General features: G+C 62.9%; 25 protein-coding genes and 2 tRNA genes. 20 read left to right on the forward strand and 7 right to left on the reverse strand.

Annotated features, from left to right (window positions below; translation table 11 throughout):
- Positions 1-59: 59 nt before the first annotated feature.
- The 12 genes from Q2K57_RS13825 (at position 60) to lipA (ending at position 11,460) form a co-directional block, all read left to right on the forward strand.
- Positions 60-1,370 carry a glutamate-5-semialdehyde dehydrogenase gene (locus Q2K57_RS13825; RefSeq protein ID WP_304525421.1) on the forward strand — a complete coding sequence of 437 codons (1,311 nt, stop codon included), beginning with the start codon at positions 60-62 and terminating at the stop codon, positions 1,368-1,370.
- A complete protein-coding gene (gene nadD / locus Q2K57_RS13830) occupies positions 1,357-2,046 on the forward strand; it encodes a nicotinate-nucleotide adenylyltransferase (RefSeq protein WP_304525422.1) in 690 nt (229 codons plus the stop codon). Before Q2K57_RS13825 ends, nadD begins: the two co-directional genes overlap by 14 nt.
- A 67-nt stretch (positions 2,047-2,113) precedes the next feature.
- A complete protein-coding gene (gene rsfS, locus Q2K57_RS13835; RefSeq protein WP_112053130.1) occupies positions 2,114-2,479 on the forward strand; it encodes a ribosome silencing factor in 366 nt (121 codons plus the stop codon).
- Positions 2,476-2,943 (forward strand): 23S rRNA (pseudouridine(1915)-N(3))-methyltransferase RlmH, encoded by a 468-nt coding sequence (gene rlmH, locus Q2K57_RS13840; RefSeq protein WP_304525423.1) that lies wholly within the window; start codon positions 2,476-2,478, stop codon positions 2,941-2,943. The genes rsfS and rlmH overlap by 4 nt, the downstream gene beginning before the upstream one ends.
- Before the next feature lie 77 nt (positions 2,944-3,020).
- On the forward strand, positions 3,021-4,895 hold the full coding sequence (gene mrdA / locus Q2K57_RS13845) for a penicillin-binding protein 2 (RefSeq protein WP_304525424.1): 1,875 nt from the start codon (positions 3,021-3,023) through the stop codon (positions 4,893-4,895).
- Positions 4,892-6,055 carry a rod shape-determining protein RodA gene (rodA, locus tag Q2K57_RS13850; RefSeq protein WP_304525425.1) on the forward strand — a complete coding sequence of 388 codons (1,164 nt, stop codon included), beginning with the start codon at positions 4,892-4,894 and terminating at the stop codon, positions 6,053-6,055. Before mrdA ends, rodA begins: the two co-directional genes overlap by 4 nt.
- A 59-nt stretch (positions 6,056-6,114) precedes the next feature.
- Positions 6,115-7,128, forward strand: coding sequence for a lytic murein transglycosylase B (gene mltB, locus Q2K57_RS13855; RefSeq protein WP_304525426.1), 1,014 nt, complete (start codon positions 6,115-6,117; stop codon positions 7,126-7,128).
- Positions 7,125-8,063 (forward strand): septal ring lytic transglycosylase RlpA family protein, encoded by a 939-nt coding sequence (locus tag Q2K57_RS13860; protein ID WP_112053125.1) that lies wholly within the window; start codon positions 7,125-7,127, stop codon positions 8,061-8,063. Before mltB ends, Q2K57_RS13860 begins: the two co-directional genes overlap by 4 nt.
- A 57-nt stretch (positions 8,064-8,120) precedes the next feature.
- Positions 8,121-9,323, forward strand: a complete 1,203-nt coding sequence (locus Q2K57_RS13865) for a D-alanyl-D-alanine carboxypeptidase family protein (protein ID WP_369700269.1) — start codon at positions 8,121-8,123, stop codon at positions 9,321-9,323.
- A gap of 110 nt (positions 9,324-9,433) precedes the next feature.
- The gene (locus Q2K57_RS13870) at positions 9,434-9,745 is read left to right on the forward strand and encodes a YbeD family protein (RefSeq protein WP_112053124.1); all 312 of its coding nucleotides are present in this window, start codon (positions 9,434-9,436) and stop codon (positions 9,743-9,745) included.
- Positions 9,745-10,422 carry a lipoyl(octanoyl) transferase LipB gene (gene lipB / locus Q2K57_RS13875; RefSeq protein WP_304525427.1) on the forward strand — a complete coding sequence of 226 codons (678 nt, stop codon included), beginning with the start codon at positions 9,745-9,747 and terminating at the stop codon, positions 10,420-10,422. Before Q2K57_RS13870 ends, lipB begins: the two co-directional genes overlap by 1 nt.
- Before the next feature lie 27 nt (positions 10,423-10,449).
- A complete protein-coding gene (gene lipA / locus Q2K57_RS13880) occupies positions 10,450-11,460 on the forward strand; it encodes a lipoyl synthase (protein ID WP_112053122.1) in 1,011 nt (336 codons plus the stop codon).
- Positions 11,461-11,564: 104 nt separating this feature from the next.
- On the opposite strand, the gene purN is transcribed toward lipA, so the two are convergent.
- Positions 11,565-12,308 carry a phosphoribosylglycinamide formyltransferase gene (purN, locus tag Q2K57_RS13885; RefSeq protein ID WP_112053121.1) on the reverse strand — a complete coding sequence of 248 codons (744 nt, stop codon included), beginning with the start codon at positions 12,306-12,308 and terminating at the stop codon, positions 11,565-11,567.
- On the reverse strand, positions 12,305-13,396 hold the full coding sequence (purM, locus tag Q2K57_RS13890; protein ID WP_304525428.1) for a phosphoribosylformylglycinamidine cyclo-ligase: 1,092 nt from the start codon (positions 13,394-13,396) through the stop codon (positions 12,305-12,307). Before purM ends, purN begins: the two co-directional genes overlap by 4 nt.
- A gap of 111 nt (positions 13,397-13,507) precedes the next feature.
- On the opposite strand from purM, the gene Q2K57_RS13895 reads away from it, so the two are divergent.
- The 3 genes from Q2K57_RS13895 to Q2K57_RS13905 all read left to right on the forward strand — a co-directional run bounded on the left by Q2K57_RS13895 (position 13,508) and on the right by Q2K57_RS13905 (position 15,906).
- Positions 13,508-14,584 (forward strand): AI-2E family transporter, encoded by a 1,077-nt coding sequence (locus Q2K57_RS13895; protein WP_304525429.1) that lies wholly within the window; start codon positions 13,508-13,510, stop codon positions 14,582-14,584.
- Positions 14,581-15,282, forward strand: a complete 702-nt coding sequence (gene hda, locus Q2K57_RS13900; RefSeq protein ID WP_112053118.1) for a DnaA regulatory inactivator Hda — start codon at positions 14,581-14,583, stop codon at positions 15,280-15,282. Before Q2K57_RS13895 ends, hda begins: the two co-directional genes overlap by 4 nt.
- Positions 15,283-15,381: 99 nt before the next feature.
- Complete coding sequence (locus Q2K57_RS13905) at positions 15,382-15,906, forward strand: YchJ family protein (RefSeq protein WP_304525430.1); 525 nt, start codon at positions 15,382-15,384, stop codon at positions 15,904-15,906.
- Between the two features lie 13 nt (positions 15,907-15,919).
- On the opposite strand, the gene Q2K57_RS13910 is transcribed toward Q2K57_RS13905, so the two are convergent.
- Both Q2K57_RS13910 and Q2K57_RS13915 read right to left on the reverse strand, forming a co-directional pair.
- On the reverse strand, positions 15,920-16,435 hold the full coding sequence (locus Q2K57_RS13910; RefSeq protein WP_304525431.1) for a hypothetical protein: 516 nt from the start codon (positions 16,433-16,435) through the stop codon (positions 15,920-15,922).
- A 427-nt stretch (positions 16,436-16,862) separates the two neighbouring features.
- Complete coding sequence (locus Q2K57_RS13915; protein ID WP_304525432.1) at positions 16,863-17,231, reverse strand: phasin family protein; 369 nt, start codon at positions 17,229-17,231, stop codon at positions 16,863-16,865.
- A gap of 196 nt (positions 17,232-17,427) precedes the next feature.
- Here Q2K57_RS13915 and Q2K57_RS13920 point away from each other — a divergent pair, with 196 nt between their 5' ends.
- A complete protein-coding gene (locus Q2K57_RS13920; protein ID WP_181462992.1) occupies positions 17,428-18,480 on the forward strand; it encodes a diguanylate cyclase in 1,053 nt (350 codons plus the stop codon).
- A 48-nt stretch (positions 18,481-18,528) separates the two neighbouring features.
- Positions 18,529-19,911 carry a lyase family protein gene (locus Q2K57_RS13925; RefSeq protein ID WP_304525433.1) on the forward strand — a complete coding sequence of 461 codons (1,383 nt, stop codon included), beginning with the start codon at positions 18,529-18,531 and terminating at the stop codon, positions 19,909-19,911.
- 189 nt (positions 19,912-20,100) lie between these two features.
- Here the strand turns inward: Q2K57_RS13925 and glpD are convergent, their stop codons facing one another.
- Positions 20,101-21,606, reverse strand: coding sequence for a glycerol-3-phosphate dehydrogenase (gene glpD / locus Q2K57_RS13930; protein WP_304525434.1), 1,506 nt, complete (start codon positions 21,604-21,606; stop codon positions 20,101-20,103).
- Between the two features lie 346 nt (positions 21,607-21,952).
- Positions 21,953-22,729, reverse strand: coding sequence for a DeoR/GlpR family transcriptional regulator (locus tag Q2K57_RS13935; RefSeq protein ID WP_112053112.1), 777 nt, complete (start codon positions 22,727-22,729; stop codon positions 21,953-21,955).
- A gap of 266 nt (positions 22,730-22,995) precedes the next feature.
- Between Q2K57_RS13935 and glpK the strand changes: the two genes are divergently transcribed.
- From glpK to Q2K57_RS13950, 3 genes are all read left to right on the forward strand, one after another.
- On the forward strand, positions 22,996-24,513 hold the full coding sequence (gene glpK, locus Q2K57_RS13940; RefSeq protein ID WP_304525435.1) for a glycerol kinase GlpK: 1,518 nt from the start codon (positions 22,996-22,998) through the stop codon (positions 24,511-24,513).
- 131 nt (positions 24,514-24,644) lie between these two features.
- Positions 24,645-24,721: transfer RNA gene (locus Q2K57_RS13945), tRNA-Val, on the forward strand.
- Positions 24,722-24,745: 24 nt separating this feature from the next.
- Positions 24,746-24,822 (forward strand) — tRNA-Val (locus Q2K57_RS13950).
- A 73-nt stretch (positions 24,823-24,895) separates the two neighbouring features.
- Here Q2K57_RS13950 and Q2K57_RS13955 read toward each other — a convergent pair.
- Positions 24,896-25,384 carry a GAF domain-containing protein gene (locus Q2K57_RS13955; protein ID WP_304525436.1) on the reverse strand — a complete coding sequence of 163 codons (489 nt, stop codon included), beginning with the start codon at positions 25,382-25,384 and terminating at the stop codon, positions 24,896-24,898.
- Positions 25,385-25,454: the final 70 nt, after the last annotated feature.

Below are 25,454 nucleotides of genomic sequence, written 5' to 3' on the forward strand. Positions count from 1 at the left end.
GCGCAATATTGCATGATGATACCGGCCCTGGAGCCGCCTACGAGGAGTTTTTGTTCCGCATGTCATCACACTACTCAGAGGCCGTCGCCGGCAATGACGGCCTAGCGCCGATCACCGATGTCGACGCCTACGTGACGCAGTTGGGCCAGCAGGCCAGCGCCGCTGCCGCCATGATGCGGCGTTGCACTACGGCTAGCAAGAACTCGGCTCTGCTGGCGATGGCTCGACACCTCGATGAGTCGCGCGCCAGCGTTCTCGAGGCGAATCAACAGGATCTGTTGCGTGGTCGGGAAGCGGGCCTCGATGATGCCCTGTTGGATCGACTGGCGCTGGATGATGCGCGTGTCGATGCAATGATCAGCGGACTGAAGCAGGTCGCCGGTTTGCCCGACCCTGTCGGCGAAATCGATGGCTTGCGGGCGCGGCCCAGCGGCATTCAGGTCGGTCAGATGCGGGTGCCGCTAGGCGTCATCGGTATCATCTACGAGTCTCGGCCCAACGTCACCCTGGAAGCGGCCAGTCTGTGTCTCAAGTCTGGCAACGCCTGCATTCTGCGCGGCGGCTCCGAAGCCCGGGACAGCAACGCTGCCCTGGCGAGCTGCATTGCTGCCGGCCTTGCCGAGGCCGAGCTGCCGGCGGCGGCCGTGCAGGTGGTGGCGACCACTGACCGCGCCGCGGTGGGGCGTCTGATCGCCATGCCCGAGCACGTCGATGTAATCATTCCTCGCGGCGGCAAGTCGTTGATCGAGCGCATCACACGCGAGGCGCGAGTGCCGGTCATCAAGCACCTCGACGGTGTCTGTCACGTCTACGTCGACGCCACGGCCGATCTGGACAAGGCGCTGGCGATCGCGGTCAATGCCAAGACCCAGCGCTACGGCACCTGCAACACCATGGAGACCCTGCTGCTGGACGCGCCGATTGCCGAGACGCTGCTGCCAAGGCTCGCCGCGGCCTATGCCGAGCACGGTGTCGAGCTGCGCGGCTGTCCGCGAACCCAGGCCCTGTTACCCGGCGTGGTGCCGGCCGAGGAGGCCGACTGGCATGCCGAGTATCTGGCACCTGTGCTGGCGATCCGGGTGGTCGATGGCATCGAGGCGGCGATGGATCATATCGGCCATTACGGCTCTCATCACACCGATGCCATCGTCACCGAGCACTACGGCCTGGCTCGCCGCTTCCTGGCCGAGGTTGATTCCAGCTCGGTGATCGTCAATGCCTCGACTCGCTTCGCCGATGGCGTCGAATATGGCCTGGGGGCCGAGATCGGCATTTCGACAGACAAACTGCATGCCCGCGGCCCGGTGGGGCTCGAGGGGCTGACCACCCGTAAATACGTGGTGATGGGCGATGGTCATGTCCGTGGCTGATGATAGTCCATCGGCCGGCGCGATGAGTCGCCCGCCTCGGGTGGCGATGCTCGGCGGCACCTTCGACCCGGTGCATCTTGGCCACCTGCGCAGTGCCGTGGAGCTTCGCATGCAGCTGGGGCTGGACCGCGTACATATGATCCCTGCCCATGTGCCGCCCCACCGGGCGGCGCCGGGTGTTTCCAGCGCCGAGCGCCTGGCGATGCTGCGCGCCGGCATTGGCGACACGCCGGGGCTCTATGCCGACGACCGTGAGCTCCGGCGTGAGGGGCCGTCCTATTCTGCCGATACCCTGAACAGCCTGCGCGAGGAATACGGCGGTGAGGCGCGACTGTTGATGGTCGTTGGCCACGATGCCTTTTTGAAGCTTGCCGACTGGCATGATCCCGAGGCGCTCTTCGCTCAGGCGCATGTGGTGGTCATTGCTCGGCCCGATCACGCTGCTCCCTTGCCGTCAGCGCTTCAGGAACTCATCGCCGGTCGCGAGGTCCAGACCTGCGAGGCGCTGTTTGAAACGCCAAAAGGCAGCGTCATGCAGCTGGCTCTGCCCAGCCGTTTGGCGGTGTCCGCCACCGCTATTCGTCGCTGGCTGGGAGAAGGAGAAAGCGTGCGCTACCTGCTGCCCGAGGCGGTGCTCTCGCATATCGCCCGAGGCGGGCTATATCGCGGTGCATGAGGCGCTGTCGCCAGGGTCTCAAACGGGTAGAATAGGCGTTGAACCATGCATTCATGAATGAGGCGATATGCACATCGACGTTTTGAAACCCCTGGTCATCGATGCCCTGGAGTCACTGAAGGGCCAGGACATCACCACTCTCGACGTATCCGATTTGACTGATGTGACCGATCAGATGGTGATTGTCAGCGGGACCTCCAGCCGTCACGTGGCGGCGCTTGCCAATAACGTGGTCGAGACCGTCAAGGAACATGACGTGATGCCGCTTGGCGTCGAAGGCCATAGCGGTGCCGACTGGGTGCTGGTCGATCTCGGTGACCTGGTGGTTCACGTGATGCTTCCCGAAGCCCGTGACCTCTATGACCTCGAGCGGCTGTGGACCGAGTTGCCCCGCGATGGCGCCCATGAGCGCCAAGGCGGAGGCCTGGCGTGAAGTTGCGCGTGCTGGCGGTCGGCACGCGCATGCCTGACTGGGTGGAGAAGGGCGTCGAGGAGTATCGCAAGCGCCTGCCCCGGGACTTTGCCCTGGAAATACACGACATAACCCCCGGCGCCCGGGGCAAGAACGCCGACACGGCGCGAGCCATTGCCCTGGAAGGCGAGCGGATGCGTGACAAGCTGCGCGGCAACGAGCAGCTTGTCGCGCTGGAAGTGGGCGGCAAGCCCTGGAGTACCGAGCAGTTGGCCCAAGAGGCCGACCAGTGGCGTCTGGAAGGACGTGATGTGGCACTGCTGATCGGTGGGCCTGAGGGGTTGGAGCCTAAACTGTCGGCGAGCGCTCATCAGCGCTGGTCGCTGTCGCCGCTGACGCTGCCGCATCCGCTGGTGCGTATTCTGCTGGCCGAGCAGCTCTATCGGGCCTGGACCCTGCTGGTCGGCCACCCTTATCACCGTTGAGTCGTCTAAGGCCGAGGGCCTGTCGCTCCCGTGGAGAGTGATCGTTTTGATGTTGTCGGAATCCGCGAGTGCCCCTCATGCGTAAGCATCGTCAGGCGCTGAAGAATGCCCGTCAGGAAATGCATACCTTCCGCGTCCGCTCGCTGGTCGCGGCTTGCCTGGTGGTCCTGCTCACCGGTGCCTTGATGGCGCGGCTCGTCTATTTGCAGGTGGTCCAGCATGATGTCTACATCACGCGCTCGGAGAACAACCGGGTCCGGGTCGAACCCCTGCCGCCCACTCGCGGGCTGATCTATGACCGTAACGGCGAGCTTCTGGCCGAGAATCGACCGACCTACAACCTTACCCTGGTGCGCGAGCGGGTCGATGACATCGATGCCACCCTGGCGCTGCTGATCGATCTTCTCGATCTGCCTGATGCCGAGATCGAGGCGTTCCGCGAGCGCTCCCGGCAGCGCCAGCGACCCTTTCAGCCGGCATTGTTGATGAGTGATCTCAGCGAGGAGCAGATCGCCAAGCTCGCCGTCAATCGCTATCGCCTGCCGGGTGTCGAGGTCGAGGCTCAGCTGCTGCGCTACTATCCGGATGCCAAGATCATGTCGCATGCGCTGGGGTTCGTCGGGCGCATCAATGCCGAAGAGCTCAATCAGCTGGATCCCGGCAACTACGCCGGCACCCACTTCGTGGGCAAGACCGGCATCGAGCGTTACTACGAGACAGAGCTTCACGGCCAGGCAGGGCTGCGCAAGGTTGAAACCAATGCCCGGGGGCGCGTGCTGCGCGAGCTGGGGCGCACCGATCCCGTGCCAGGAAAAAACCTGACGCTCACCATCGACAAGGACCTTCAGTCCCTGGCCGTTGACCTGATGGACGGCCGGCGCGGCTCGATCGTGGCCATCGCCCCGCAGACCGGCGAGATTCTGGCCATGGTCTCGACGCCCGGTTTCGACAGCAACCAGTTCGTGACCGGTATCGATGTGGCGTCTTACCGGGCGCTGCAGAACAATATCGACCTGCCGCTCTTCAATCGCGCCGCTCGCGGTCACTATCCGGCGGGCTCGACGATCAAGCCTTTCATGGCGCTGTCTGGCCTGATCGAAGGGGAAATTACGCCCAGCGATACCATCTATGATCCGGGCTATTACCAGTTGCCCAACGATTCGCGTCGCTATCGCAACTGGCTGCGCTGGGGGCATGGCAAGGTCGACATGGAGCGCGCCATCACGGTGTCTAACAACACCTATTTCTATAGCCTGGCCCATGAGGTGGGTATCGATGCTATCAGCGAACATATGCATCAGTTCGGCTTCGGTGAGCACGTTACCCAGGACGTCTATGGCGAGAGCACTGGCTTGATGCCCTCGCGCGAATGGAAGCGCGAACGCTTCAACCAGCCCTGGTACCCCGGTGAGACCCTTTCGGTGGGGATCGGGCAAGGTTATCTGCAGGTCACACCGCTTCAACTGGCGACGGCCACGGCCGTGTTGGCGAACCGCGGTCACTGGGTCAAACCGCGACTGGCCAAACGCATCGGCGGCGAGGAAGTGCCGGTCGACTTACCGGATACCAAGGATGACATCACCATCGAGAACCCTGAGTGGTGGGATGACATCTACGCTGGCATGGAGAACGTGCTCTCGGGGCGTGAGGGCACGGCGCGGCGTGCCGGCAAGGGCCTTGAGTACCGCATGGGCGGCAAGTCGGGTACCGCGCAGGTGTTTTCGCTTGGTCAGGATGAGAAGTACAACGCCGATGAGCTCGCCGAGCGGCTGCGTGACCATGCGCTGTTCATCGCCTTCGCGCCGGTGGATGACCCGCAGATCGCGATCTCGGTGGTCATCGAAAATGCCGGCGGCGGCAGCAGTCATGCCTCTTATCTGGCACGCGACATGGCGGATGCCTGGCTATTGGGGAACGACGATGAAGATGACGCCCAGGGAGATGACGCATGACGGCGCTGAGTGATCTGACTAGGTCTCTGCGCGGCCGTCCGGTCAGGCCACCTCAGAGTGGCATGTCGCGACGCAAGAGCCTGTGGATGCGTGTGCATCTGGACCCCTGGCTGGTGCTGTTGCTGCTGGTGCTGATGGGGGCGGGGCTGGTGGTGCTTTACAGTGCCAGCGGGCAGAGTATGGTCGTGGTAGAGGCGCAGGCCTTGCGCCTGGGCGTGGCCCTGATGGTGATGTTCGTGCTGGCCCAGCTGTCTCCCGTGACCCTGATGCGCTGGTCGCCACTGGCCTATGGCGGGACCCTGCTGATGCTGGTGGCGGTGGAAGTGATGGGTGATGTCGGGATGGGGGCCAAGCGCTGGCTGGTCATCCCCGGGGTGATGCGCTTTCAGCCCTCGGAGTTGATGAAGTTGGCCATGCCGATGATGCTCGCCGCTTATCTGGGGCGGCGTCAGCTGCCGCCACGACTGCCGGATTTGCTGGTCTGTGCGATGATCCTGGCGGTGCCCGTGGTACTGATCGCTCGGCAGCCGGATCTCGGTACCTCACTGCTGGTGGCGACGGCTGCCGTGTTCGTGGTGTTGCTGGCCGGATTGTCCTGGCGTTTCATCGCTTTCCTCAGCGTGCTGGTTGCCTCGGCCCTGCCACTGTTGTGGATGAACATGCATGACTATCAGCGCCAGCGCGTGCTGACTTTTCTCAACCCCGAGAGCGACCCGCTGGGCGCCGGCTGGAACATCATTCAGTCGACCACCGCCATTGGCAGTGGCGGGGTATTCGGCAAGGGCTGGCTGGAGGGGACGCAGTCCCAGCTCGAGTTCCTGCCCGAACGCCACACCGACTTTATTGTCGCGGTGCTTGGCGAGGAATTTGGTCTGGTGGGCATGCTGCTGGTGCTGTGCCTGTACCTGCTTATCGTCGCTCGGGGCCTATGGCTCTCCAATGGCGCCCAGGACAGTTTCGGTCGCCTGCTGGCGGGCAGTATCATTTTGACCTTCTTCATCTATGTATTCGTCAATGTGGGCATGGTCAGCGGTATCCTGCCGGTGGTGGGCGTGCCGCTACCGCTGGTCAGTTTCGGCGGGACCTCCAGCGTGACCTTGATGGCCGGTTTCGGTATTCTCATGTCCATTCATTCCCATCGGCGGTTATTGCCCCGTTAGGGGGCATTGACCACGGAGAGCCCTGATCGATGATCGCAGGACGTACGACAAGGAAGCTGTTGCCCCTCATCGCCGGGCTTGGGCTGGGCCTGGGTCTGTGCACCCAGGCGGCGAGTGCCGCCGACAGTCAATACGATGAGCATTTCGACCCGTCCACGCACCCTGAGGTGGCGGCACTGGTCGACGAGCTGGCCGGACAGGGCATCGAGCGGGACTGGCTGACTGATGCGCTGAGCGACGCCGACTATCGGCAGGCAGTGCTGGATGCCATGGCAGGTGCCGCCGAGCGTCATCTGCGCTGGGATCAGTACCGTGCCATTTTCCTCAAGCCCGCACGCATCGAGCGCGGTGCGGCCTTCATCGCCGAGCATCGTGAGGCGTTTGCGCGAGCCGAAGCCCAGTATGGCGTGCCGGCGCCGGTGATTGCCGCCATCATCGGCGTCGAGACCGACTACGGGCGAGTGACGGGCAGTCATCGTGTGCTGGATTCGCTGACCACCCTGGCATTTCATCACCCCAAGCGTGGCGACTTCTTCCGCGGCGAGCTGGCGGCCTTCCTGGAAATCACTCACCAGGCCGGCGTGGCCCCGGGAAGCCTCAAGGGCTCCTATGCCGGCGCCATGGGCTATCCCCAGTTTATCCCCACCAGCTACCGGGCCTATGCCGTCGACTTCGACGCTGATGGCGTGCGCGATCTGTGGCGCAATCCGGTCGATGCCATTGGCAGCGTGGCCAACTACTTCGCCGAACATGGCTGGCGCCCCGGAGGCGAGCTTTATGTCGAGGCCAGCGGCCCCCCGACGCCACCGGCGACGATAGATTTCAACCAGACACGGCCGCCCTATGCCCGGCTCTCCATGCTGGCCGAGGCGGGTGTCGTAGCCGACTCGCAAGACCGCCTGGCAGCCAACGCCGAGGTGATTCCGCTGGCGCTGGATCTGGCCGATGGCGCCTACCGCTACCGGCTTGGCCTGTATAATTTCTATGTAATCACTCGCTACAACCATAGCCACCTCTACGCCATGGCGGTGACTGAGCTGGCCGAGGCGATTGCTCGGGAGGAGTCGGCATGAAGCCATTGTGGATACTGCTTCCGGCTATTGCTCTGCTGGCGGGCTGCGCCGCTGGCGGTGGCAGTGTGCAGCCGGTGAGCTCATCAGCGCCGCCGGCGGACGCGGGTACCGCCGGTGGCCGCTATGCCATGTCCAGCGATGCCTACCCCGAGACGCCGCCCGACGTGGCCAATGTGCCCGATGCGGTGCCGCGTCCTGAGCCACGCGCCAGCGGGGGCAATCGTTCGACCTACGAAGTCTGGGGCAAGACGTATCACGTGCTCGACGATCCGCGGGGCTATCGACAGGAGGGCACGGCGTCCTGGTATGGTAAGAAGTTTCACGGCTATGCCACCGCCAGCGGCGATATCTACGACATGTACGAGATGTCGGCGGCCCATCGTTCCCTGCCGCTGCCGAGCTATGTTCGCGTCACTAACCTGGATAACGGTCGCCAGGTGATCGTGCGGGTCAACGATCGCGGCCCCTTTCACGGTAGCCGCGAGATCGACTTGTCCTATGCGGCGGCGGCCCGGCTCAATATTCTGGATCGAGGCACCGGCCGGGTCAGGGTCGAGGCAATCGACCCGGTGGCCTGGCAGGCTCGCCACTCCGGCAAGACGCCGGCCGGCAACGATACGGCAGGCACGAGCACCACAGCCCGTCGCAATGCGCCGGAGCAACAGGCGACGTCTGATCGCGACGTCGCTGAAAACGCCGACACCGACGGTTCGCTTTTCCTCCAAGTCGCGGCCTTGGGGTCTCAGGGCAATGCCCAGGCCCTCAAGACCCGCTTGGAGGACGAGCTCAACCAGCCGGTTCGCGTGACCAGCGATGCTCGCCTGCACCGCGTGCAGGTGGGCCCGCTGGCCGCTACCGGGGACCTTGAATCGGTGCGCGAGGCCCTGCGTCGTGCAGGCTTCGATCAGGCCCTGGTGATTCATGACGGCACCTGAGACGCGTGCCGCTGTCCCATTTAATTCCCTTCGCTCAACGCCACGAGAAATGTTGTCATGAAAGTCTCACTGTTCCGCGCCGGCCTCGGCCAACGCCTGATGTCCGCGCTCCTGCTGTGCCTGATGTGTTTTGCCCTGCCGCTCCAGGCGCAGGAGGTCGACAGTCCCCGACCACAGACCATGATTCCGTCGCCGCCGAGTCTCGCGGCTTCGTCCTGGATCCTGATGGATGCCGATACCGGCGAGGTACTGGTCAGCCATAATGCCGACGAGCGACTGCCGCCGGCCAGCCTGACCAAGCTGATGACCGCCTACCTGGTCGAGCATGAGCTGTCCCGCGGCAACATCGCTCGCGATGATCAGGTGTTGGTCAGCGAGAAGGCCTGGCGCACCGGCGGCTCCCGGATGTTCATTCAGGAGGGCTCTCAGGTCAGCGTCGATCAGCTGCTCAAGGGGGTCATCATCCAGTCCGGTAATGACGCAAGCGTCGCGCTTGCCGAGCACATTGCCGGCGGCGAGTCTGCTTTCGCGGATCTGATGAACCAGCAGGCGGACCGCATGGGGATGGTCAACACCCATTTCGCCAACGCCACCGGCCTGCCGCATGAGGATCACTATTCCTCGGCGCATGACCTGTCCCTGCTGGCGCGCCACATCATTAATGACTACCCGGAGCAGTACAAGGTATACGCCGAGAAGGAGTACACCTATAACGATATCCGCCAGCCCAACCGCAACCGCCTGCTGTGGCGTGATTCCAGCGTCGATGGCCTTAAGACTGGTCATACCGAAGCCGCAGGCTACTGCCTGGTGGCCTCTGCCAAGCGCGACGATATGCGCCTGATCTCGGTGGTGATGGGCACCAATTCTGACGAAGCGCGCGCCCAGGAATCCCAGAAACTGTTGAGCTATGGCTTCCGTTTCTACGAGACCATGGAGCTCTATCCGCAGGGCGCTGTACTCGCCACGCCGCGCATCTGGGGCGGCGAAAAGAACAACCTGCGCCTGGGGGTCGATCGCGAAGTTCGCATGACGGTTCCCCGCGGCCGGGGCGAAGAGCTGGCTGCGCGCCTCAACCTGCCGGCATCGATCGATGCCCCGGTGGAAGCAGGGGAGCGCCTTGGCACCCTGGAAATCAAGCTGGGTGATGAGGTGATCGGTGAGCGTCCGCTGGTGGCGCTGGAAAGCATTGATCAGGGCGGCATCTTCAAGCGTCTGCTGGACAGCGTTCGACGCTTCATCAGCGGCCTGTTCGACTGAGCGCGATTAGTAGTGATCAAGACAGCGGGCGGCCATCAGGGCCGCCCGCTCTTGGTTGAGGGGGATAGGTTGAGTAGAATACTGGGATAAACCATTCGTTGAGTACGCTCATGACCGACAAGTCCCTGCGGGACATGCGCCTCGCCGGCGCTCCCGCGTCAGCTCACGCCACCGAACTCGAATACCCCTGCGACTATTCGCTGAAGATCGTCGGTGACGCCGTCGAAGGGTTGAGCGAGTTGGTGATCAAGATTGTCGAAGACCACGACTCGGCCTTCGATCGACAGACCGTGCGTCTGGTGGATAGCCGCAACGGCAAGTTCCAGTCGGTGCGCCTGACCATCACCGCGACCGGTCCCGAGCAAATCGCCGCCCTGCACGCCGACCTCAAGGCCTCTGGCCGCGTGCACATGGTGATCTGATGCCCGAACTCGAGGTCTATCGGCTCGGTCGGCAGCCTTATCTGCCGGTCTGGCAGGCCATGCGTGAGCTCACCGATCGCCGCGGCCCCGACCAGCCCGACCAACTGTGGCTGGTCCAGCATGACCCGGTGTTCACTCAGGGGCAGGCAGGGCGCCCCGAGCACCTGTTGATGCCCGGCGACATTCCGGTGGTCGAGACCGACCGTGGCGGGCAGGTGACCTACCATGGTCCCGGCCAACTGGTGATCTATCCGCTGCTCGACGTCAAGCGTGCCAAGCTTGGCGTGCGCAGCCTGGTCACCGCGCTGGAAGAGGCCGTGGTCGATGCCCTCGCGGAGCATGGTATCGCGGCAAGGGCGCGGCCTGACGCCCCGGGGGTCTATGTGGGTGATGCCAAGATCGCCTCTCTGGGGCTTCGCATCCGTCGTGGTTGCAGTTTCCATGGTGTGGCTGTGAACCTGGCTATGGATCTGTCGCCGTTTGGGCGCATCAATCCCTGTGGCTATGCTGGTATGGCCATGACCCAACTCGCCGACCTGGTCGATGGCGTCCCTGATGTAGACGCCGAGACCCATCGCCTGGTCCGTTGTCTGGCCGCGCGGCTTGGCAACATGCAACTCACCGACAAGCCCGGCATGCCGCCTTCTCTGGTTTCCGACCAGAGCGCGAGTGCCTAACGTTTACGAGCGCAGGATATCCTGATCATGACCGAAAGCACCGCTACCCCCGTGACCCCGTCCACCGCCGATGCTGCTGCCGCCAAGAAGAAGGCCAGGGTCGAGCGCGGCGTCAAGCTGCGCGGCGCCGAGAAGGTCGCCCGCATTCCGGTCAAGGTGATTCCCACCGACAACGTGCCGCGCAAGCCAGACTGGCTGAAGGTTCGCATGCCGATCTCGCAGGAGGTGACGCGCATCAAGCAGACCCTGCGCAAGCATGGCCTGCACACCGTCTGTGAAGAGGCGTCCTGCCCCAATCTGGGCGAGTGCTTCAACGGCGGCACCGCGACCTTCATGATCCTCGGTGACATTTGCACCCGCCGCTGCCCGTTCTGTGACGTCGCCCATGGCCGTCCCAACGCGGTCAACGAGAAAGAGCCGCGGGAGCTCGCCGAGGCCATCGCCGAAATGCGCCTGAACTACGTGGTGGTCACCTCGGTGGATCGCGATGACCTGCGCGACGGTGGGTCGCAGCACTTTGCCGACTGCATCCGCGAGATTCGCAACGACAGCCCGGAGATCGAGATCGAGGTGCTGGTGCCGGACTTCCGTGGCCGCATGGAAGTGGCGCTGGACACCCTCGAGCAGACGCCGCCGGATGTCTTCAACCACAACCTGGAGACCGTGCCGTCGCTGTACCGCAAGGTGCGTCCGGGGGCCGACTATCAGTGGTCGCTGGATCTGCTCAAGGGCTACAAGGCGCGTCGCCCAGATGTCATGACCAAGTCCGGCCTGATGCTCGGCGTCGGCGAGACCGACGAGCAGGTCATCGAGGTGATGCGCGACCTGCGGGCTCATGGCGTCGATATGCTGACCCTTGGTCAGTACATGCAGCCGTCCAAGAACCACCTGCCGATCGATCGCTGGGTACACCCGGATACCTTCGACTGGTTCGCCGAGCAGGGCAAGGCGATGGGCTTCAAGCACGTCGCTTCCGGTCCGCTGGTGCGCTCCTCCTATCACGCCGATCGGCAGGCGCACGGCATCGAGGTCAAGTAAGCCGCGACCGCGAGACCCTGGCTAGCCGCTAGTCACGATTAGCCAGATACAAGAAGGCCGCGCCCCTCGGGGCGCGGCCTTCTTGTGTGTGAGCGGCGCTCGCGTCAGGCGTCGCCGTCTTCTTCCAGGTCCTCGTCGAGCTCTTCGGCAGCATCGGCGTGGGAGAGGCGCAGGCCTTGGGGCGGCAGGGGAGTGCCATCCAGGGTCGGGCCCTGGGCGCCCAGCGTGAGGCGACCCTCGAGGAACCAGCGCACCGCGATCGGATAGATCAGGTGCTCGCGGCTCTGGACCTTCTGCTGAAGGCTGTCTTCGGTGTCTTCGGGGGTGACGTCGACCGCCGCTTGAACCACGACCGGGCCGCCGTCCAGCTCTTCGCTGACGAAGTGCACGCTGACGCCGTGCTCGGTGACGCCGTCGGCCAGCGCCCGGGCATGGGTGTGCAGGCCCTGATAGGCCGGCAGTAGCGAGGGGTGGATGTTGAGCATTCGGCCGTAGAAGCGCTGCACGAAGCGCGGCGTGAGGATGCGCATGAAGCCTGCCAGCACGACCAGGTCCGGCTCGTGGCGCTCAATCACCTTGATCAGGGCGCCATCGAAGGCCTCGCGGCTGTCGTATTCGCGGTGGGGCAGGGCGACTGCCTCGATGCCGGCATCCCGTGCGCGCTTGAGGCCGTAGGCATCGGCCTTGTTAGAGACCACAGCGACGATCTCGCCGCCCAGTTCGTCGTAGGACTGAGCGTCGATCAGCGCCTGAAGGTTGCTGCCGCTGCCTGAGATCAGCACCACCACCCGGGGCGTGCTGGCCTGCTCGGCCTCGAAACCGTTGAGGGTGTCGGTTGCCTCGCTCATGCCTTGAGGTTCTCCAGAATGACCTGTTCTTCTTCGCCGCTGCGCGCGACGATCTCACCGAGCCGGTAGACGGTCTCGCCCTGGCCTTCCAGGTGAGCCTTGGCACTCTCGGCGTCGGCGGCAGATACGGCGATCACCATGCCGATGCCGCAGTTCAGCACTCGGTGCATCTCGTGTTCATCGACGTTGCCCTGGGTCTGGAGCCAGTCGAAGACCGCCGGACGTGTCCAGGCATTGACGTCGATGCGAGCCCCGAGCGACTCGGGCAGCACCCGCGGGATGTTCTCGGACAGGCCGCCGCCGGTGATGTGTGACAGCGCATGCACCGATACGCCGCTGTCCTTGATCAGGGACAGCAGGGACTTGACGTAGATGCGGGTCGGGGCGATCAGTGCCTCGCGAAGTGGCACGCCGTCGATATCAGTGTCGAGATCCGCGCCGCTGACCTCGAGGATCTTGCGGATCAGCGAGTAACCGTTGGAGTGCGGGCCGGAGGAGGCCAGCCCGAGCAGTACGTCGCCTTCGCCAACGCGGCTGCCGTCGAGGATCTCGTCCTTCTCGACCACACCGACGCAGAACCCGGCCAGGTCGTAGTCGCTGCCTGCGTACATGCCGGGCATCTCGGCGGTCTCGCCCCCCACCAGGGCACAGCCGGACTGGGCACAGCCCTCGCCGATGCCGGTCACCACGTCGGCGGCGATGTCCACATCAAGCTTGCCCGTGGCATAGTAGTCGAGGAAGAACAGCGGCTCGGCGCCGGCGACCACCAGATCGTTGACGCACATAGCGACCAGATCGATACCGATGGTGTCATGTTTGCCAAGGTCCATGGCGAGGCGCAGCTTGGTGCCGACGCCGTCGGTGCCGGAGACCAGCACCGGCTGGCGATAGCCGCTCGGCAGCTCGCAGAGTGCGCCGAAGCCGCCAAGGCCACCCATTACCTCGGGGCGAGTGGTACGCTTGGCGACGCCTTTGATGCGATCGACCAGAGCGTTACCGGCGTCGATGTCCACGCCAGCGTCCTTGTAGCTCAGCGAGGCGGAATCGGCGGAAGGAGTAGAAGAGGAGTCCGACGGGCTGCGGGTCATGGGCTTTCCTGTCGCAATACGATCATCAAGTGGGGCAAAAGTGGAACGGAATTGTAGCATCGTGAAGGCCGCGCCGCACCGTGGAGAGACACGCGAACAGGGAGAGATGCAATGCGCAGACAGTGGTGGCTAGTACTCGGCCTGGCAGGCTTGATGTGGCTGTTCATCAGCCTACAGCCGATCCTGACGCCCTTTTTCGTCAGCATGATACTGGCCTACCTGGGGGATCCGCTGGCCGACCGTCTGGAGGCGCGCGGCCTGTCGCGGCGGCTATCGGTATCGCTGGTGTTTCTGCTACTGAGCGTGATCCTGCTGCTGGCCCTGTTGCTGCTGGTGCCGGTGCTTGGCCGCCAGATCGGGCAGCTTATCGAATCCGTGCCCGCTATGCTGAACTGGCTGCAGGACACCCTGGTGCCCTGGATTCAGTCGCTGACCGGTCAGGATCTGTCCACGGACATTGATGCCTTGCGTCAAGCCCTGATGGCCAACTGGAAGGAGACCGGCACCTTCGCCGCCACCCTGCTGGCGCAGGTCTCTCGCTCGGGGCTCGCTTTGGCGGCCTGGGTCGGCAATCTGGCGCTGATCCCGGTGGTGACCTTCTATCTGCTGCTTGACTGGGATCGGCTCACTGCCAAGCTGCATGGCTCGCTGCCTCGCCAATGGGAGCCTGCGGTGGTGCGCCTGGCGCGAGAATGCGACGAGGTACTGTCGGCCTTTCTGCGCGGCCAACTGATAGTGATGCTGTGCCTTGGTATCATTTACGCGCTGGGGCTAACCCTGCTTGGCCTGCGCTTTGCACTGCTGATTGGCCTGCTGTCGGGGCTCGTCAGCATCGTGCCGTATCTCGGCGTCATCGTGGGCATCTCGGTGGCCGGCGTGGTGGCCTTCTTCCAGTTCGATAGCTGGCTGCCGCTGCTTGGGGTGGGAGCGGTGTTCGCTGTTGGCCAGTTGGTCGAGAGCCTGGTGCTGCAGCCCAAACTGCTCGGCGACAAGATCGGCCTGCACCCAGTGGCGGTGATCTTCGCCGTACTGGCCGGCGGGCAGCTGTTCGGCTTTACGGGGGTGCTGTTGGCCCTGCCGGTGGCGGCGGTGATCATGGTAGTGTTGCGCTATCTCCATGAACACTATAAAAACAGTACCTTATATGATGCTCATGGTATCGAACGCCAGGACGAGGAGGCTTCATGAAGCCCGGTGCAGCGCAGCTCCCGCTCGGTGTGGGTATGCGCGACGATGCGACCTTTGCCAACTTCCAGCCTAGCGGCAACGAGACGCTGGTCGGCACCCTGCGTGCCCAGCTCGATGAAACGGGCGAGCCGTTCCTGTTTCTGTGGGGCGGCGAGGGGGTCGGCTGCAGTCATCTGCTGCAGGCGGCCTGTCACGAAGCCAGCGATCGCGACAAGCGTGCGCTCTACCTGCCGCTGGACGAGCTTGGCCACTTTCCGCCACATATGCTCGAGGACAGCGAACGTCTGGACCTGGTCGCCATCGATGATCTGCACCGGGTGCTGGGCCGCAAGCGCTGGGAGGAGGCGCTGTTTCACTGCTTCAATCGCCTGCGCGATGCCGGCAAGCGGCTGGTGATCGCCGCGCCCGCCGCGCCACGCCAACTCGATATCAAGCTGCCGGATCTGGCCTCAAGGCTGACCTGGGGCATGACCTTCCACGTCAAACCGCTGGACGATGCCGGTCGCTTCGAGGCGCTCAAGCTTCGCGCTCGCGTGCGGGGGATGCAGCTGCCGGACGAGGTCGCCCGTTACATCCTGCATCGGGGGCCTAGGCGTCTGGGCGATCTTTTCGGAACCTTGGAGACCCTTGATCAGGCATCGCTTTCGGCTCAGCGCAAGCTGACCATCCCCTTCGTCAAGCAGGCGCTTGACTGGTAAACCCGCCGGCCTGGTTTGCTGGCCTGGCGCTACCTTCATTACCTCTATTGTCTCCATTACCTTCCAAGACGAGCCTTCCAGCCCATGAGCACGCCCAGGATGCCCGCTACGCCCGCCTCATCAACGACGCTGTCATCCGCCGAGCCCTGTCCCTGTGGCGGCCTGGGTGCCTATGGCGAATGCTGCGGGCCGTTGCACCAGGGCGCCGCCGCGAAGACCGTCGCCACGCTGATGCGCTCACGCTACAGTGCATTCGTGCTGCATCTTGAAGGTTACCTGCGCAGGACCTGGTATCCCGATACCTGCCCGACCGACATGGGGCTGTCGTCCCATACGTGCTGGAAGCGCCTCGAGGTACTGAACCATTGGCAACAGGACGGGCATCAGGACGGGCAGCAGGAGCAGGAAGGACAGCATGAACAGCAAGGCTGGGTGCATTTTCGTGCCACTTTCCAGGAGCATGGCCGCTGGCAGCGACTGGAGGAGCTCTCACGTTTCACACGCCTGGACGGCAGATGGGTGTACGTGGACGGAGATCCTCAGTTGACGGCGCTCAAGCCTGGCCGCAATGATCCCTGCCCCTGCGGTAGCGGCCGCAAGCTGAAGAAATGCTGTGCCGTCTGAACGGCTTCGCAGGCTATGAGTTGGGCGAGGACGATGTTGAGGCGGGAAGCCGTAGCGTCTCAAGTCGTAGCGTATCAAAGTGTTCGAGTAGCAGCCGGTGTTCGGCGCGTTTCTGATGGAAGCCGTCATGCAAGAATGCCTGCAGCGCCAGCGTGCAGTTGGATTCACACATGGCTTCGTAGAAGTGCTGGGCGCGCTTCGCTGCAGCAATCGTCTTGCTGAATTGACGTCGCGCCACGGTGATCGGTTCATCGTCGTGGGCAAGCGATGTCAGGCTGCGAGTGACCCCTTCGCACTGGGGCTTGGGCATATCCATGGTGCTGGCGAAGGATTCTAGCCCCGTCAGGCGGGCTTCACACTCCGTGCCCAGCACGGCCAACAGTCGGCCGGTGGCGGTATCAAGCGTCAGGAAATGAAAGGCCGTACTACGGTAGCGCTGCTTCTCCGCTTGCTCATGTGCCCAGAGTTCCTGGATCTGCCGCTTTGGATGTAGACCGATGGCGAGCAGTGACCTGATGGTATCGATCATGTTGGCCTCCTTGTTGCCTTGGCAGCGCATAGCTTGGGTATCCACCCTCACAGCATAAAGGCTTACGCCGGCCCTCATCTTGATAACCATCAATAAAGCTAACCCTCTGGGGGCGACACTTGCGGCTAACCCATTGGCACGCTTCTACATCCAGGTCTTTGGTTCTTCCCAGGTGTTTGTTTCTAATCAGGTATGTCTATGGTTCAGCGATGTGTGGCTGGGGGAGGCCAGTCAGTGCGGACATCGTATGAAATGCATCGAGTGATTCTCCAGAAACGATAGACGGCAAAAGGCCGCCGATCAGGGATCGGCGGCCTTTTGGGGAGGGAGTTGGCCGGGTATCAGACTGAGGCCGGCCACTCTCTAATGCCACTAGTTACTGGTAGCGGCGTGGGCCTTTCAGCCCGAACTTGCTTTCAAACAAAGCTTAGTTGGCGGACTGAGAAGCGGTTTTGACGCTGCTCTCTACCAGTTTCTGGCTCTGCTGAGCGAAGTCCTGATTCAGGGCTACGACCTTCTCTGTGTCGCCCTTGACGCGCTCACCAAGATCCTTGGCGACTTTCTGCTGACCTTCGATGTAGCTGCGCAGGCCTTCGGCATCCTTGATGTCCATGGCGGCGCGCGCCTGGCTCAGGCTGGTGTCGCTGTAGGCCTTGATGGCGTCGAACTGAGCGTTGGCGAGCTTCTCGCTGTAGTCCAGGGTCAGCGCTGCATAGGCGCGGGCCGGACCGAAGAAGAAGGTCTCGAGCTGTTCAGTGGTCTTGCCAAAGTTGATGTTGTTCATGAAGTCGTTCATTGCACACCTCCGTAGAATATCTGGATACGAAGGGTTTTTGACCTTCGTTGCAGTGCACAATAGCAGCTGTTTTGTTGCAGTGCAACATGGGTTGCGGCCAAGGCCGTAATCCCATCGGCATGACCGGGTCGCTATCCCCCGGCGAGCTTGGCATGATAGGAGCAAGGATGGGCAGGGATTGGCGATGAGGAACAAGATGTCACAAAAGGACCCGTTACCCCCCTTGGTCTGGGATCCACGCAGGGTACAGATCAGTGGTTTCACGACCGGGGTCTATCAGATCGAATGGCTGTTGGTGAGCCTGGTCATCTTTCATCTGGTGGTAGTAGGCTCGCCACAGATGGGGGGTATGTCCATTGTGGTAGGTACCGCCGGCTATTTCCTGTTCAGTCTGCTGGCGAGTCGGCTCAAGTATTTCGATGAACGCCGTCGCTGGCTCTTGACCCTGCACACTCTGGTCATGGTCGGCTTCATCACCTGGTTCCTGCATGGCACCAGCGGTGTGCAGGGCCCCATGGGCAGTCTCTATCTGCTTGCTGTGGTGACCAGCGCCCTGACCCTGGGGACGACAGCAACCTTGCTATTGGTGGGGCTGATTGCGGCCTGCTATCTGCTTCTTTTTCAGCTCGGTGGCGGGCATTTGCTCAGCGCTGAGGGCCTTCTTGTGGCGGGCTCCAACTTGGTGGTCTTCCTGATTACCGGCTATCTCACGGCGGTGCTGGTGGATGCGATTCATCTGTCGAACCGCATGCTGCTGAATATGGCGACCCGCGATTCACTGACCGACATGCTCAACCGCCGCGCCTTCTTTGAGCTGGTTACCCCCTTTCATGCCGATGGTGTGCGTTACCGGCGCCCGTTCAGCGTGGTGATCATCGACATGGACGATCTGAAGGCCATCAATGATCGTGACGGTCATGCGATGGGGGATCGCGCGTTGCTGGCGGTGGCGAGCTGTCTGGAAGACTGCAAGCGCGATAGCGACCTGGTGGCCAGGCTGGGGGGGGATGAATTCGGCATGTTCCTCCCCAATACTGATGAAGAGGGAGCCATGGCGATGCTCGAGCGCTTGCTCGAGCGAGCCGAGGACGAGTTGCCCCGCATCAGTGTCGGGGTGGCCTCCTATCCTCAGCATGGCGAGAAGCTCGCGACGCTGATGGAGCATGCCGACCATGCCATGTACTCGAGCAAGGTCGCTGGCGGGCATCGCGTTTCCCTGAGCAGTGAGCCTCAGCAATTGGCCAGCTGATTTTTCTACGGCTTCAGATAGTGTTTTCTGAGCAATAAGGACAGCCCGATGAACGATACCCGCATTGAGCGTGACAGCATGGGTGAACTTGAGGTGCCTGCTGACGCCCTGTATGGCGCTCAGACCCAGCGTGCCGTCAATAACTTCCCGGTCAGCGGCCAGCCCATGCCGGTCGCCTTCATTCACGCCATTGCGCGCATCAAGGCCGCGGCGGCCAAGGTCAACGCCGAACTGGGACTGCTGGATGGGCCGCGTGCCGACGCGATACAGCAGGCGGCGCAGGCGATCATTGCCGGCGAGCATGATGATCAATTCCCCATCGATGTTTATCAGACGGGGTCGGGGACCTCGAGCAACATGAACGTCAATGAGGTCATCGCCCACCTGGCGTCTCGGCAAGACCTCGTGGTGGGGCCAAACGATCACGTCAATATGGGTCAGTCGAGCAACGACGTGATTCCGACGGCGATCCACGTCTCGGTGTCCATGGCCGTAAAGGATGCGCTGATGCCGGCGCTTGCGCATCTTCAAGCTATTATCGATGCCAGGGCTGCCGAGCTCGATGGCGTGGTCAAGACCGGCCGCACCCATCTGATGGATGCCATGCCGGTGCGCATGAGCCAGGAGCTTGGCGGCTGGTCGAGCCAGATCTCTCAGGCCATCGAGCGCTTCGAGGACGGGCAGGTGCGGCTTGGGCGTCTGGCCCAGGGCGGCACGGCCGTGGGAACCGGGGTCAACGCTCATCCCGAATTCGCCGAGCGCATGGCCACGGCCTTGAGCGATCAGACAGGCTTGGCGCTGATGCCCAACGACAGTGCCTTCGCCAGCCTCGCCGGCCAGGATGCTGCGGTGGAGCTCTCGGGGCATCTCAAGACCTATGCCTGTGCGGTGATGAAGATCGCCAATGATCTGCGATGGATGAACTCCGGGCCGCTGGCAGGACTCGGCGAGATCGAACTGCAAGCCCTGCAGCCCGGCAGCTCGATCATGCCGGGCAAGGTCAATCCGGTGATTCCCGAATCGGCGGCCCAGGCCGCGGCTCAGGTCATCGGTCTGGACGCGGCAGTGGCGGTGGCCGGGCAGAGCGGCAACTTCCAGCTCAATGTGATGCTACCCCTGATCGCCCACAACCTGCATACGGGCATTACCCTGATGACCAACGTCAGCCGCCTGCTTGCCGATCGCGCCATTGCGACTTTCACCGTGCGCGAGGACAACATCGAGGCTCCGCTGTCGCGCAACCCGATCCTGGTCACGGCCCTTAACTCGGTGATCGGCTACGATGCTGCAGCTGCGATCGCCAAGAAAGCCTATCAGGCGGGCAGGCCGATTCTCGACGTGGCCGATGAAGATACCGATCTGGGGCGTGATGAGCTGGAAAGGTTACTGGACCCTGCGGCGCTGACCCGCGGCGGCATTCCCGGCAACTAATTGTCGCCAAGCCAAAGCCGGCCTGGCCAGGTTTGTCGCTATCAGCAAGAGCATGGGCAAGTAGCGCCACCAGTCAGGGTCACCAACCGGGGCAACACCAAAAACGCCGCGCTCAAATGAGCGCGGCGTTTTGGTCAGTGGGCATGTTAGATGCTGACGATTAAGGCAGGGCGGGTGCTAGCCAATCGGTCAGGCAGCCTGTGCCTCTCTTCGGGTAGTGATGTAGCGGCTCAGGCGATTCACCTCATCCGCCGAGAGGCGCAGCCCAAGCTTGGTGCGCCGCCAGAGGATGTCTTCGGCGTCGCGGGCCCATTCCCGCTCGAGCAGATAGTCGACTTCGGCGGCAGTGAGGCCGGCGCCGAACGTCTCGCCAAGATCTTCCACGCGGCGGGCATCACCCAGGAAGCTCAGGCAGAGGCTGCCGTAGCTCGAGGCCATGCGACGGGCTCGGGACTCACCGAGGAAGGGGTAGTCTCTTACCAGCCGGGCCATGAAGGCATCCTGACTGCCGATGTCTCCGCCCGGCAGCGGTCGCTCGGCGGTCCAGCTCGGCCCCATGCTCGGCAGCAGAGGGGCCAGCTTGTCCATGGCGGCTTCCGCCAGGCGCCGATAGGTGGTGATCTTGCCACCGAAAATCGACAGCAGCGGTGCGCCCTCATCGTCCAGGTCCAGGGTATAGTCGCGGGTCATGGCCGACGGGTCGGCGGACTCGTCATCGCACAAGGGTCTCACCCCGGAGAAGGTGGTGACGATGTCATCCCGACTGAGCGTCTGCCGGAAGTGCGCGTTGACTACGTCGAGGATGTAGTCGGTTTCCTCGTCGCTGGCATCGACCTTGGCCGGATCGCCTTTGTAGCGGCGGTCGGTGGTGCCGATCAGGCTGAAGTCCTGCTGATAGGGCAGCACGAAGACAATGCGGCCATCGTGGTTCTGCAGAATATAGGCGCGCTCGTCGACGTTGATGCGGGGCACGACAAGGTGACTGCCCTGGATCATGCGAATGCCATAGCGCGACCGGCGTGTCGTCTTGCCGCTGATGAAAGACTCCACCCAGGGGCCCGCGGCATTTACCAGGGTCTTGGCGCGGCGGGTGATCTGGCGTCCCGTGTCGCGATCCTCGAGGGTAATGTGCCAGGCCCCGTCCTCCTCGCGAGCCTCGATGCAGCGAGTGCGTGTCATGATCTCCGCCCCCTGCTCCTGAGCCTGAAGGGCATTGAGTACCACCAGACGGGCGTCGTCGACCCAGCAGTCGGAATACTCGAAGCCGCGGGTGATGGCTGGCTTCAGCGGGCTCGTGGCATCGAAGCGAAGGCCCTTGGAGCTTGGCAGGCTTGCGCGCTGGCTGAGATGGTCATAAAGGAAGAGGCCGGCACGGATCATCCAGGCCGGACGCAGGTGAGGCTGGTGGGGCAGGATGAAGCGCAGCGGCCAGACGATATGCGGGGCCTTCTTTAACAGCACCTCGCGCTCGTGCAGGGCCTCGCGCACTAGGCGGAACTCGCGGTGCTCAAGGTAGCGCAATCCGCCGTGAATCAGCTTGCTGCTGGCAGAGGAGGTGGCGTTGGCCAGGTCCGCCTGCTCGCACAGCCCGACCCTGAGACCTCGTCCCGCAGCGTCATTGGCGATGCCAACGCCGTTGATGCCGCCGCCGACAACGAAAAGGTCGAGAAGCTCTTGCTGCTGGGGTTCACGCATGGTTCGCTCCGCGAAAAGAGGGCTCAGCGAGGCTCTCTGCGAGGCCATGCGCTGGTGAGGCCCATCATGTGTTCGTTTTAGAAAATATAGTATAGGAAAGCGAACACGAAAGATGCAAATCGAAAATATGTGTCGGGCAGCCCGACTCGGCAGCATGTCACCGGAGCCTGATTCAGTAGTCGAGTTGGCGAGTAGGTGAGTAGGTGAGTAGGTGAGTAGGTGAGTAGGTGAGTAGGCGAGCAGCAGTCCCCGCCATCGGTGGCGGGGCTGGGGAGTGTGGCGAGAGTGGCTAGCGTGAATGGCAATGCCGGCCGGATAGGCGGGCGGCGGGGATGGGGCCCGAGTATCAGGCCTCGGAAGACGTCGGCGCGATATGCAGGGCCACGTCGTTGCTATCGAGCAGTCGGCGGATCGCTTCGGGCGGCTCGCGATCCGTGAACAGGGCGTCGATCTGGGTAATGCGGCCCTGGCGTACCACCGCATTGCGGTGAAACTTCGAGTGATCAGCGATCAGGAACACCTGGCGAGAATTCTGGATGATGGCCTGAGCGACCCGCACCTCTTGATAGTCGAACTCGAGCAGCGAGCCGTCCTCGTCGATGCCGCTGATGCCGATGATGCCGACGTCGACCTTGAACTGATTGATGAAGTCGATGGCAGCCTCGCCGATGATGCCGCCGTCGCGGGACCGCACCTGGCCGCCGGCGACGATGACGTTGAAGTCTTCCTTGTGCTGAAGAATCGCCGCCACGTTGAGGTTGTTGGTGATCACCTCGAGGCCCTGATGGTACTGCAGGGCCTCGGCGACCAGCTCGTTGCTGGTGCCGATGTTGATGAACAGCGAGGCATGATTGGGAATCTGTGCCGCCAGGTACTCGGCGATCCGGCGCTTGGCCTCGACGTTCAGCGTCTTGCGCGTGTGGTAGGCGGTGTTGACGGTGCTCGATTCCAGGCCTGCGCCGCCGTGCACGCGACGAATCAGCCCCTCATTGGAAAGTGCATTGAGGTCACGTCGAATGGTCTGCGGGGTGACGCCGAAGTCGCGGGTCAACTGTTCGATGGAGGCGTAGCCCTGGTGCTTGACCAGAGCGATGATGGCATCGTGGCGTTTCTGCTGAATCATGACAGGCCCGGCCTGGCTGGAGTTAAGTATGAAGCTAAGTAGGGGCGCGGTTGGCCGCGTTGGGACTTATCTTAGCAAGAAACGGCACGGCATTGGTGTCGTGGCATACCGCATTGGTTGAGCGTTAGACGATGGTGGTATGCGCTGAAGCCGTTCTGACAATTGTTGTAAAACGAAAACCCCATTACCCTTTTCTGATTCGAAAACGAAAGGTGTCGCTGCCCCGTCAGGGCCGCCTGCACCGTCTCGCTAAAGGAATCTGCTTCATGGCCTCCTGCATCCTGTCCATCGATCAGGGAACGACCAGTTCCCGCGCCATCCTGTTTAACCGGGAAGGGGAAATTCTGGCCTCGGCCCAGGAGGAGTTCACTCAGCACTTTCCCGCCGATGGCTGGGTCGAGCATGATCCGGAGGATCTGTGGCGCACGGTCGAAAATAGCTGTCGTGCGGTGCTCGAAAAGGCCGGCCTGGCCGCCGATCAGGTGGCGGCGATCGGTATCACCAACCAACGGGAAACGACCCTGGTGTGGGATCGCGCGACGGGCGAGCCGGTCTATCCGGCCATCGTCTGGCAGGACCGGCGCACCCATGAGGTCTGTCGGCGCCTCAATGACCAGGGCCATGGCGAGCTGATTCAGCAGCGCACCGGCCTGCTTATCGATCCCTATTTTTCGGCGACCAAGCTCAAGTGGTTGCTGGACGAGGTGTCGGGAGTTCGCGAACGTGCCGAGGCCGGCGAGCTGGCCTTCGGCACCGTCGATACCTTTCTGCTGTGGCGCCTGACCGGTGGACGCGTGCACGCAACCGATGCCACCAACGCCTCACGCACGGCTCTGTTCAATATTCACACCCAGCGCTGGGATACGGACCTGCTCGACCTGTTCGGCATTCCGGAAAGCCTACTGCCCGAGGTGAAGGATTCAAGCGATGACTTCGGCACCGTCGAGGCACCTCTGTTCGGCGCCCCGATCCCGGTGGCCGGCATCGCCGGTGACCAGCAGGCGGCGCTGGTCGGACAGGCCTGCTTCCAGCCAGGCATGGGCAAGAGCACCTACGGCACCGGCTGCTTCATGATCCTCAATACCGGCGACAAGGCCGAGACGTCGCGTAATCGCCTGCTCACCACCGTTGGCTATCGACTCAATGGCAAGGTGACCTATGCCATGGAAGGCAGCATCTTCGTTGCCGGTGCGGCCATCCAGTGGCTGCGCGATGGCCTCAAGCTATTCGCCGATGCCGCCGAGACCGAACAGCTGGCCAGCACCACCCGCAGCGGGCACGGTGTCTATTTGGTGCCGGCCTTCACCGGCCTCGGCGCGCCGCACTGGGATCCTCAGGCCCGCGGCGCCATCTTCGGGCTGACCCGTGATACCGGCATCGCCGAGCTGGTCGCTGCCGGCCTGCAGTCGGTGTGCTTCCAGACCCGCGACCTTCAGGCCTGCATGGATGACGACATCACGGCCTCCACCGGCACCTTGCGCGTCGATGGCGGCATGGTCGCCAATAATTGGGTGATGCAATTCCTGGCCGACATGCTGGGGGTGCCGGTGGACCGCCCTCGAGTCCCTGAAACCACGGCGCTGGGAGCGGCGTATCTCGCCGGACTGCATATTGGCTGGTATCGCGACCTTGAAGAGGTCGCTGCCCTGTGGAACGGCGAGCGCACCTTTATGCCTCAAATGCCCGAGGCGGAGCGAGAAAGGCTTTATCAGGGCTGGCGGGAGGCGGTGCGCCGGGTAAAGAGTGAAGCCCAGGCCGGCGATGATCAGGTGGTCGCGCTTTGAGGATGGCTTGTCGCCAAGCGGTTGAGTTGCCGTGAGTTTTTTTTGAGAATGGGCTTGCATTCTGCAGGGTGATGGGTAGAATACGTCTCCGTTGCCGAGGCAAGCAAGGCTCGCCATGCAACAAGTGATGCAGGACCGTAGCTCAGTTGGTTAGAGCGCCACGTTGACATCGTGGAGGTCAGCGGTTCAAATCCGCTCGGTCCTACCAAGCATCCTTGTAACGGCCAACAGCAGGACCGTAGCTCAGTTGGTTAGAGCGCCACGTTGACATCGTGGAGGTCAGCGGTTCAAATCCGCTCGGTCCTACCAGATTCTAAAACCCCGCAGCCCTAGGCTGCGGGGTTTTTTCGTTTTTGGCGTTTTTTGCCCTCAGATTTGCCGCTCAGAGCGTGGCGAGGTCGGTGCGCGCGGCAAATACCGTCATCAGCGCTTCGATGCCAGCCTGGTCCTGGTCGTCGAAACGGCCGGGTAGGGGGCTATCGAGGTCCAGAAGTCCCCAAAGGCCATCACCGCTGACGATGGGGATCACCAGCTCCGAGCGGGAATCCGCGTCGCAGGCGATGTGATCGGCCACCGCGTGGACATCCTCGACCCGTTGGGTTTCACGGCTGCGGGCGGCGGCGCCACAGACACCCTTGCTGAAGGGAATGGGGTTGCAAGCGGGTTTGCCCTGGAAAGGGCCCAGCATCAGTGTTTCGGGCAGACGGTGCAGATAGAAGCCGGCCCAGTTGAGGCCGGGCACGCTCTGCATGATGAAGGCGCAGGTCTGGGCGCTGTTGGTCAGGGCGTCGCGTGTATCGAGCAGGGCTTCGAGCTGGCGAGCCAGCAGGCCGTAGTCGGTAGCGGGCAGATCAGTTTGGCGTTCGGTCATGATCGTTTCTCGTGCCGTGAAGTAGAAGGTGTCATGGGGTGTGAGCGAGCAGGGCGGGTCGCAGATGGCA

Source organism: Halomonas sp. I5-271120, from assembly GCF_030553075.1.
Lineage (GTDB): Bacteria > Pseudomonadota > Gammaproteobacteria > Pseudomonadales > Halomonadaceae > Onishia > Onishia taeanensis_A.

Bases quoted from the DNA above. Each gene is read 5' to 3' on its own strand.
- Q2K57_RS13825 (WP_304525421.1), top strand. From the start codon at position 60: ATGTCATCACACTACTCAGAGGCCGTCGCCGGCAATGACGGCCTAGCG.
- nadD (WP_304525422.1), top strand. From the start codon at position 1,357: ATGTCCGTGGCTGATGATAGTCCATCGGCCGGCGCGATGAGTCGCCCG.
- rsfS (WP_112053130.1), top strand. From the start codon at position 2,114: ATGCACATCGACGTTTTGAAACCCCTGGTCATCGATGCCCTGGAGTCA.
- mrdA (WP_304525424.1), top strand. From the start codon at position 3,021: ATGCGTAAGCATCGTCAGGCGCTGAAGAATGCCCGTCAGGAAATGCAT.
- rodA (WP_304525425.1), top strand. From the start codon at position 4,892: ATGACGGCGCTGAGTGATCTGACTAGGTCTCTGCGCGGCCGTCCGGTC.
- Q2K57_RS13860 (WP_112053125.1), top strand. From the start codon at position 7,125: ATGAAGCCATTGTGGATACTGCTTCCGGCTATTGCTCTGCTGGCGGGC.
- Q2K57_RS13865 (WP_369700269.1), top strand. From the start codon at position 8,121: ATGAAAGTCTCACTGTTCCGCGCCGGCCTCGGCCAACGCCTGATGTCC.
- Q2K57_RS13870 (WP_112053124.1), top strand. From the start codon at position 9,434: ATGACCGACAAGTCCCTGCGGGACATGCGCCTCGCCGGCGCTCCCGCG.
- lipB (WP_304525427.1), top strand. From the start codon at position 9,745: ATGCCCGAACTCGAGGTCTATCGGCTCGGTCGGCAGCCTTATCTGCCG.
- lipA (WP_112053122.1), top strand. From the start codon at position 10,450: ATGACCGAAAGCACCGCTACCCCCGTGACCCCGTCCACCGCCGATGCT.
- purN (WP_112053121.1), bottom strand. From the start codon at position 12,308: ATGAGCGAGGCAACCGACACCCTCAACGGTTTCGAGGCCGAGCAGGCC.
- purM (WP_304525428.1), bottom strand. From the start codon at position 13,396: ATGACCCGCAGCCCGTCGGACTCCTCTTCTACTCCTTCCGCCGATTCC.
- Q2K57_RS13895 (WP_304525429.1), top strand. From the start codon at position 13,508: ATGCGCAGACAGTGGTGGCTAGTACTCGGCCTGGCAGGCTTGATGTGG.
- hda (WP_112053118.1), top strand. From the start codon at position 14,581: ATGAAGCCCGGTGCAGCGCAGCTCCCGCTCGGTGTGGGTATGCGCGAC.
- Q2K57_RS13905 (WP_304525430.1), top strand. From the start codon at position 15,382: ATGCCCGCTACGCCCGCCTCATCAACGACGCTGTCATCCGCCGAGCCC.
- Q2K57_RS13910 (WP_304525431.1), bottom strand. From the start codon at position 16,435: ATGATCGATACCATCAGGTCACTGCTCGCCATCGGTCTACATCCAAAG.
- Q2K57_RS13915 (WP_304525432.1), bottom strand. From the start codon at position 17,231: ATGAACGACTTCATGAACAACATCAACTTTGGCAAGACCACTGAACAG.
- Q2K57_RS13920 (WP_181462992.1), top strand. From the start codon at position 17,428: ATGTCACAAAAGGACCCGTTACCCCCCTTGGTCTGGGATCCACGCAGG.
- Q2K57_RS13925 (WP_304525433.1), top strand. From the start codon at position 18,529: ATGAACGATACCCGCATTGAGCGTGACAGCATGGGTGAACTTGAGGTG.
- glpD (WP_304525434.1), bottom strand. From the start codon at position 21,606: ATGCGTGAACCCCAGCAGCAAGAGCTTCTCGACCTTTTCGTTGTCGGC.
- Q2K57_RS13935 (WP_112053112.1), bottom strand. From the start codon at position 22,729: ATGATTCAGCAGAAACGCCACGATGCCATCATCGCTCTGGTCAAGCAC.
- glpK (WP_304525435.1), top strand. From the start codon at position 22,996: ATGGCCTCCTGCATCCTGTCCATCGATCAGGGAACGACCAGTTCCCGC.
- Q2K57_RS13955 (WP_304525436.1), bottom strand. From the start codon at position 25,384: ATGACCGAACGCCAAACTGATCTGCCCGCTACCGACTACGGCCTGCTG.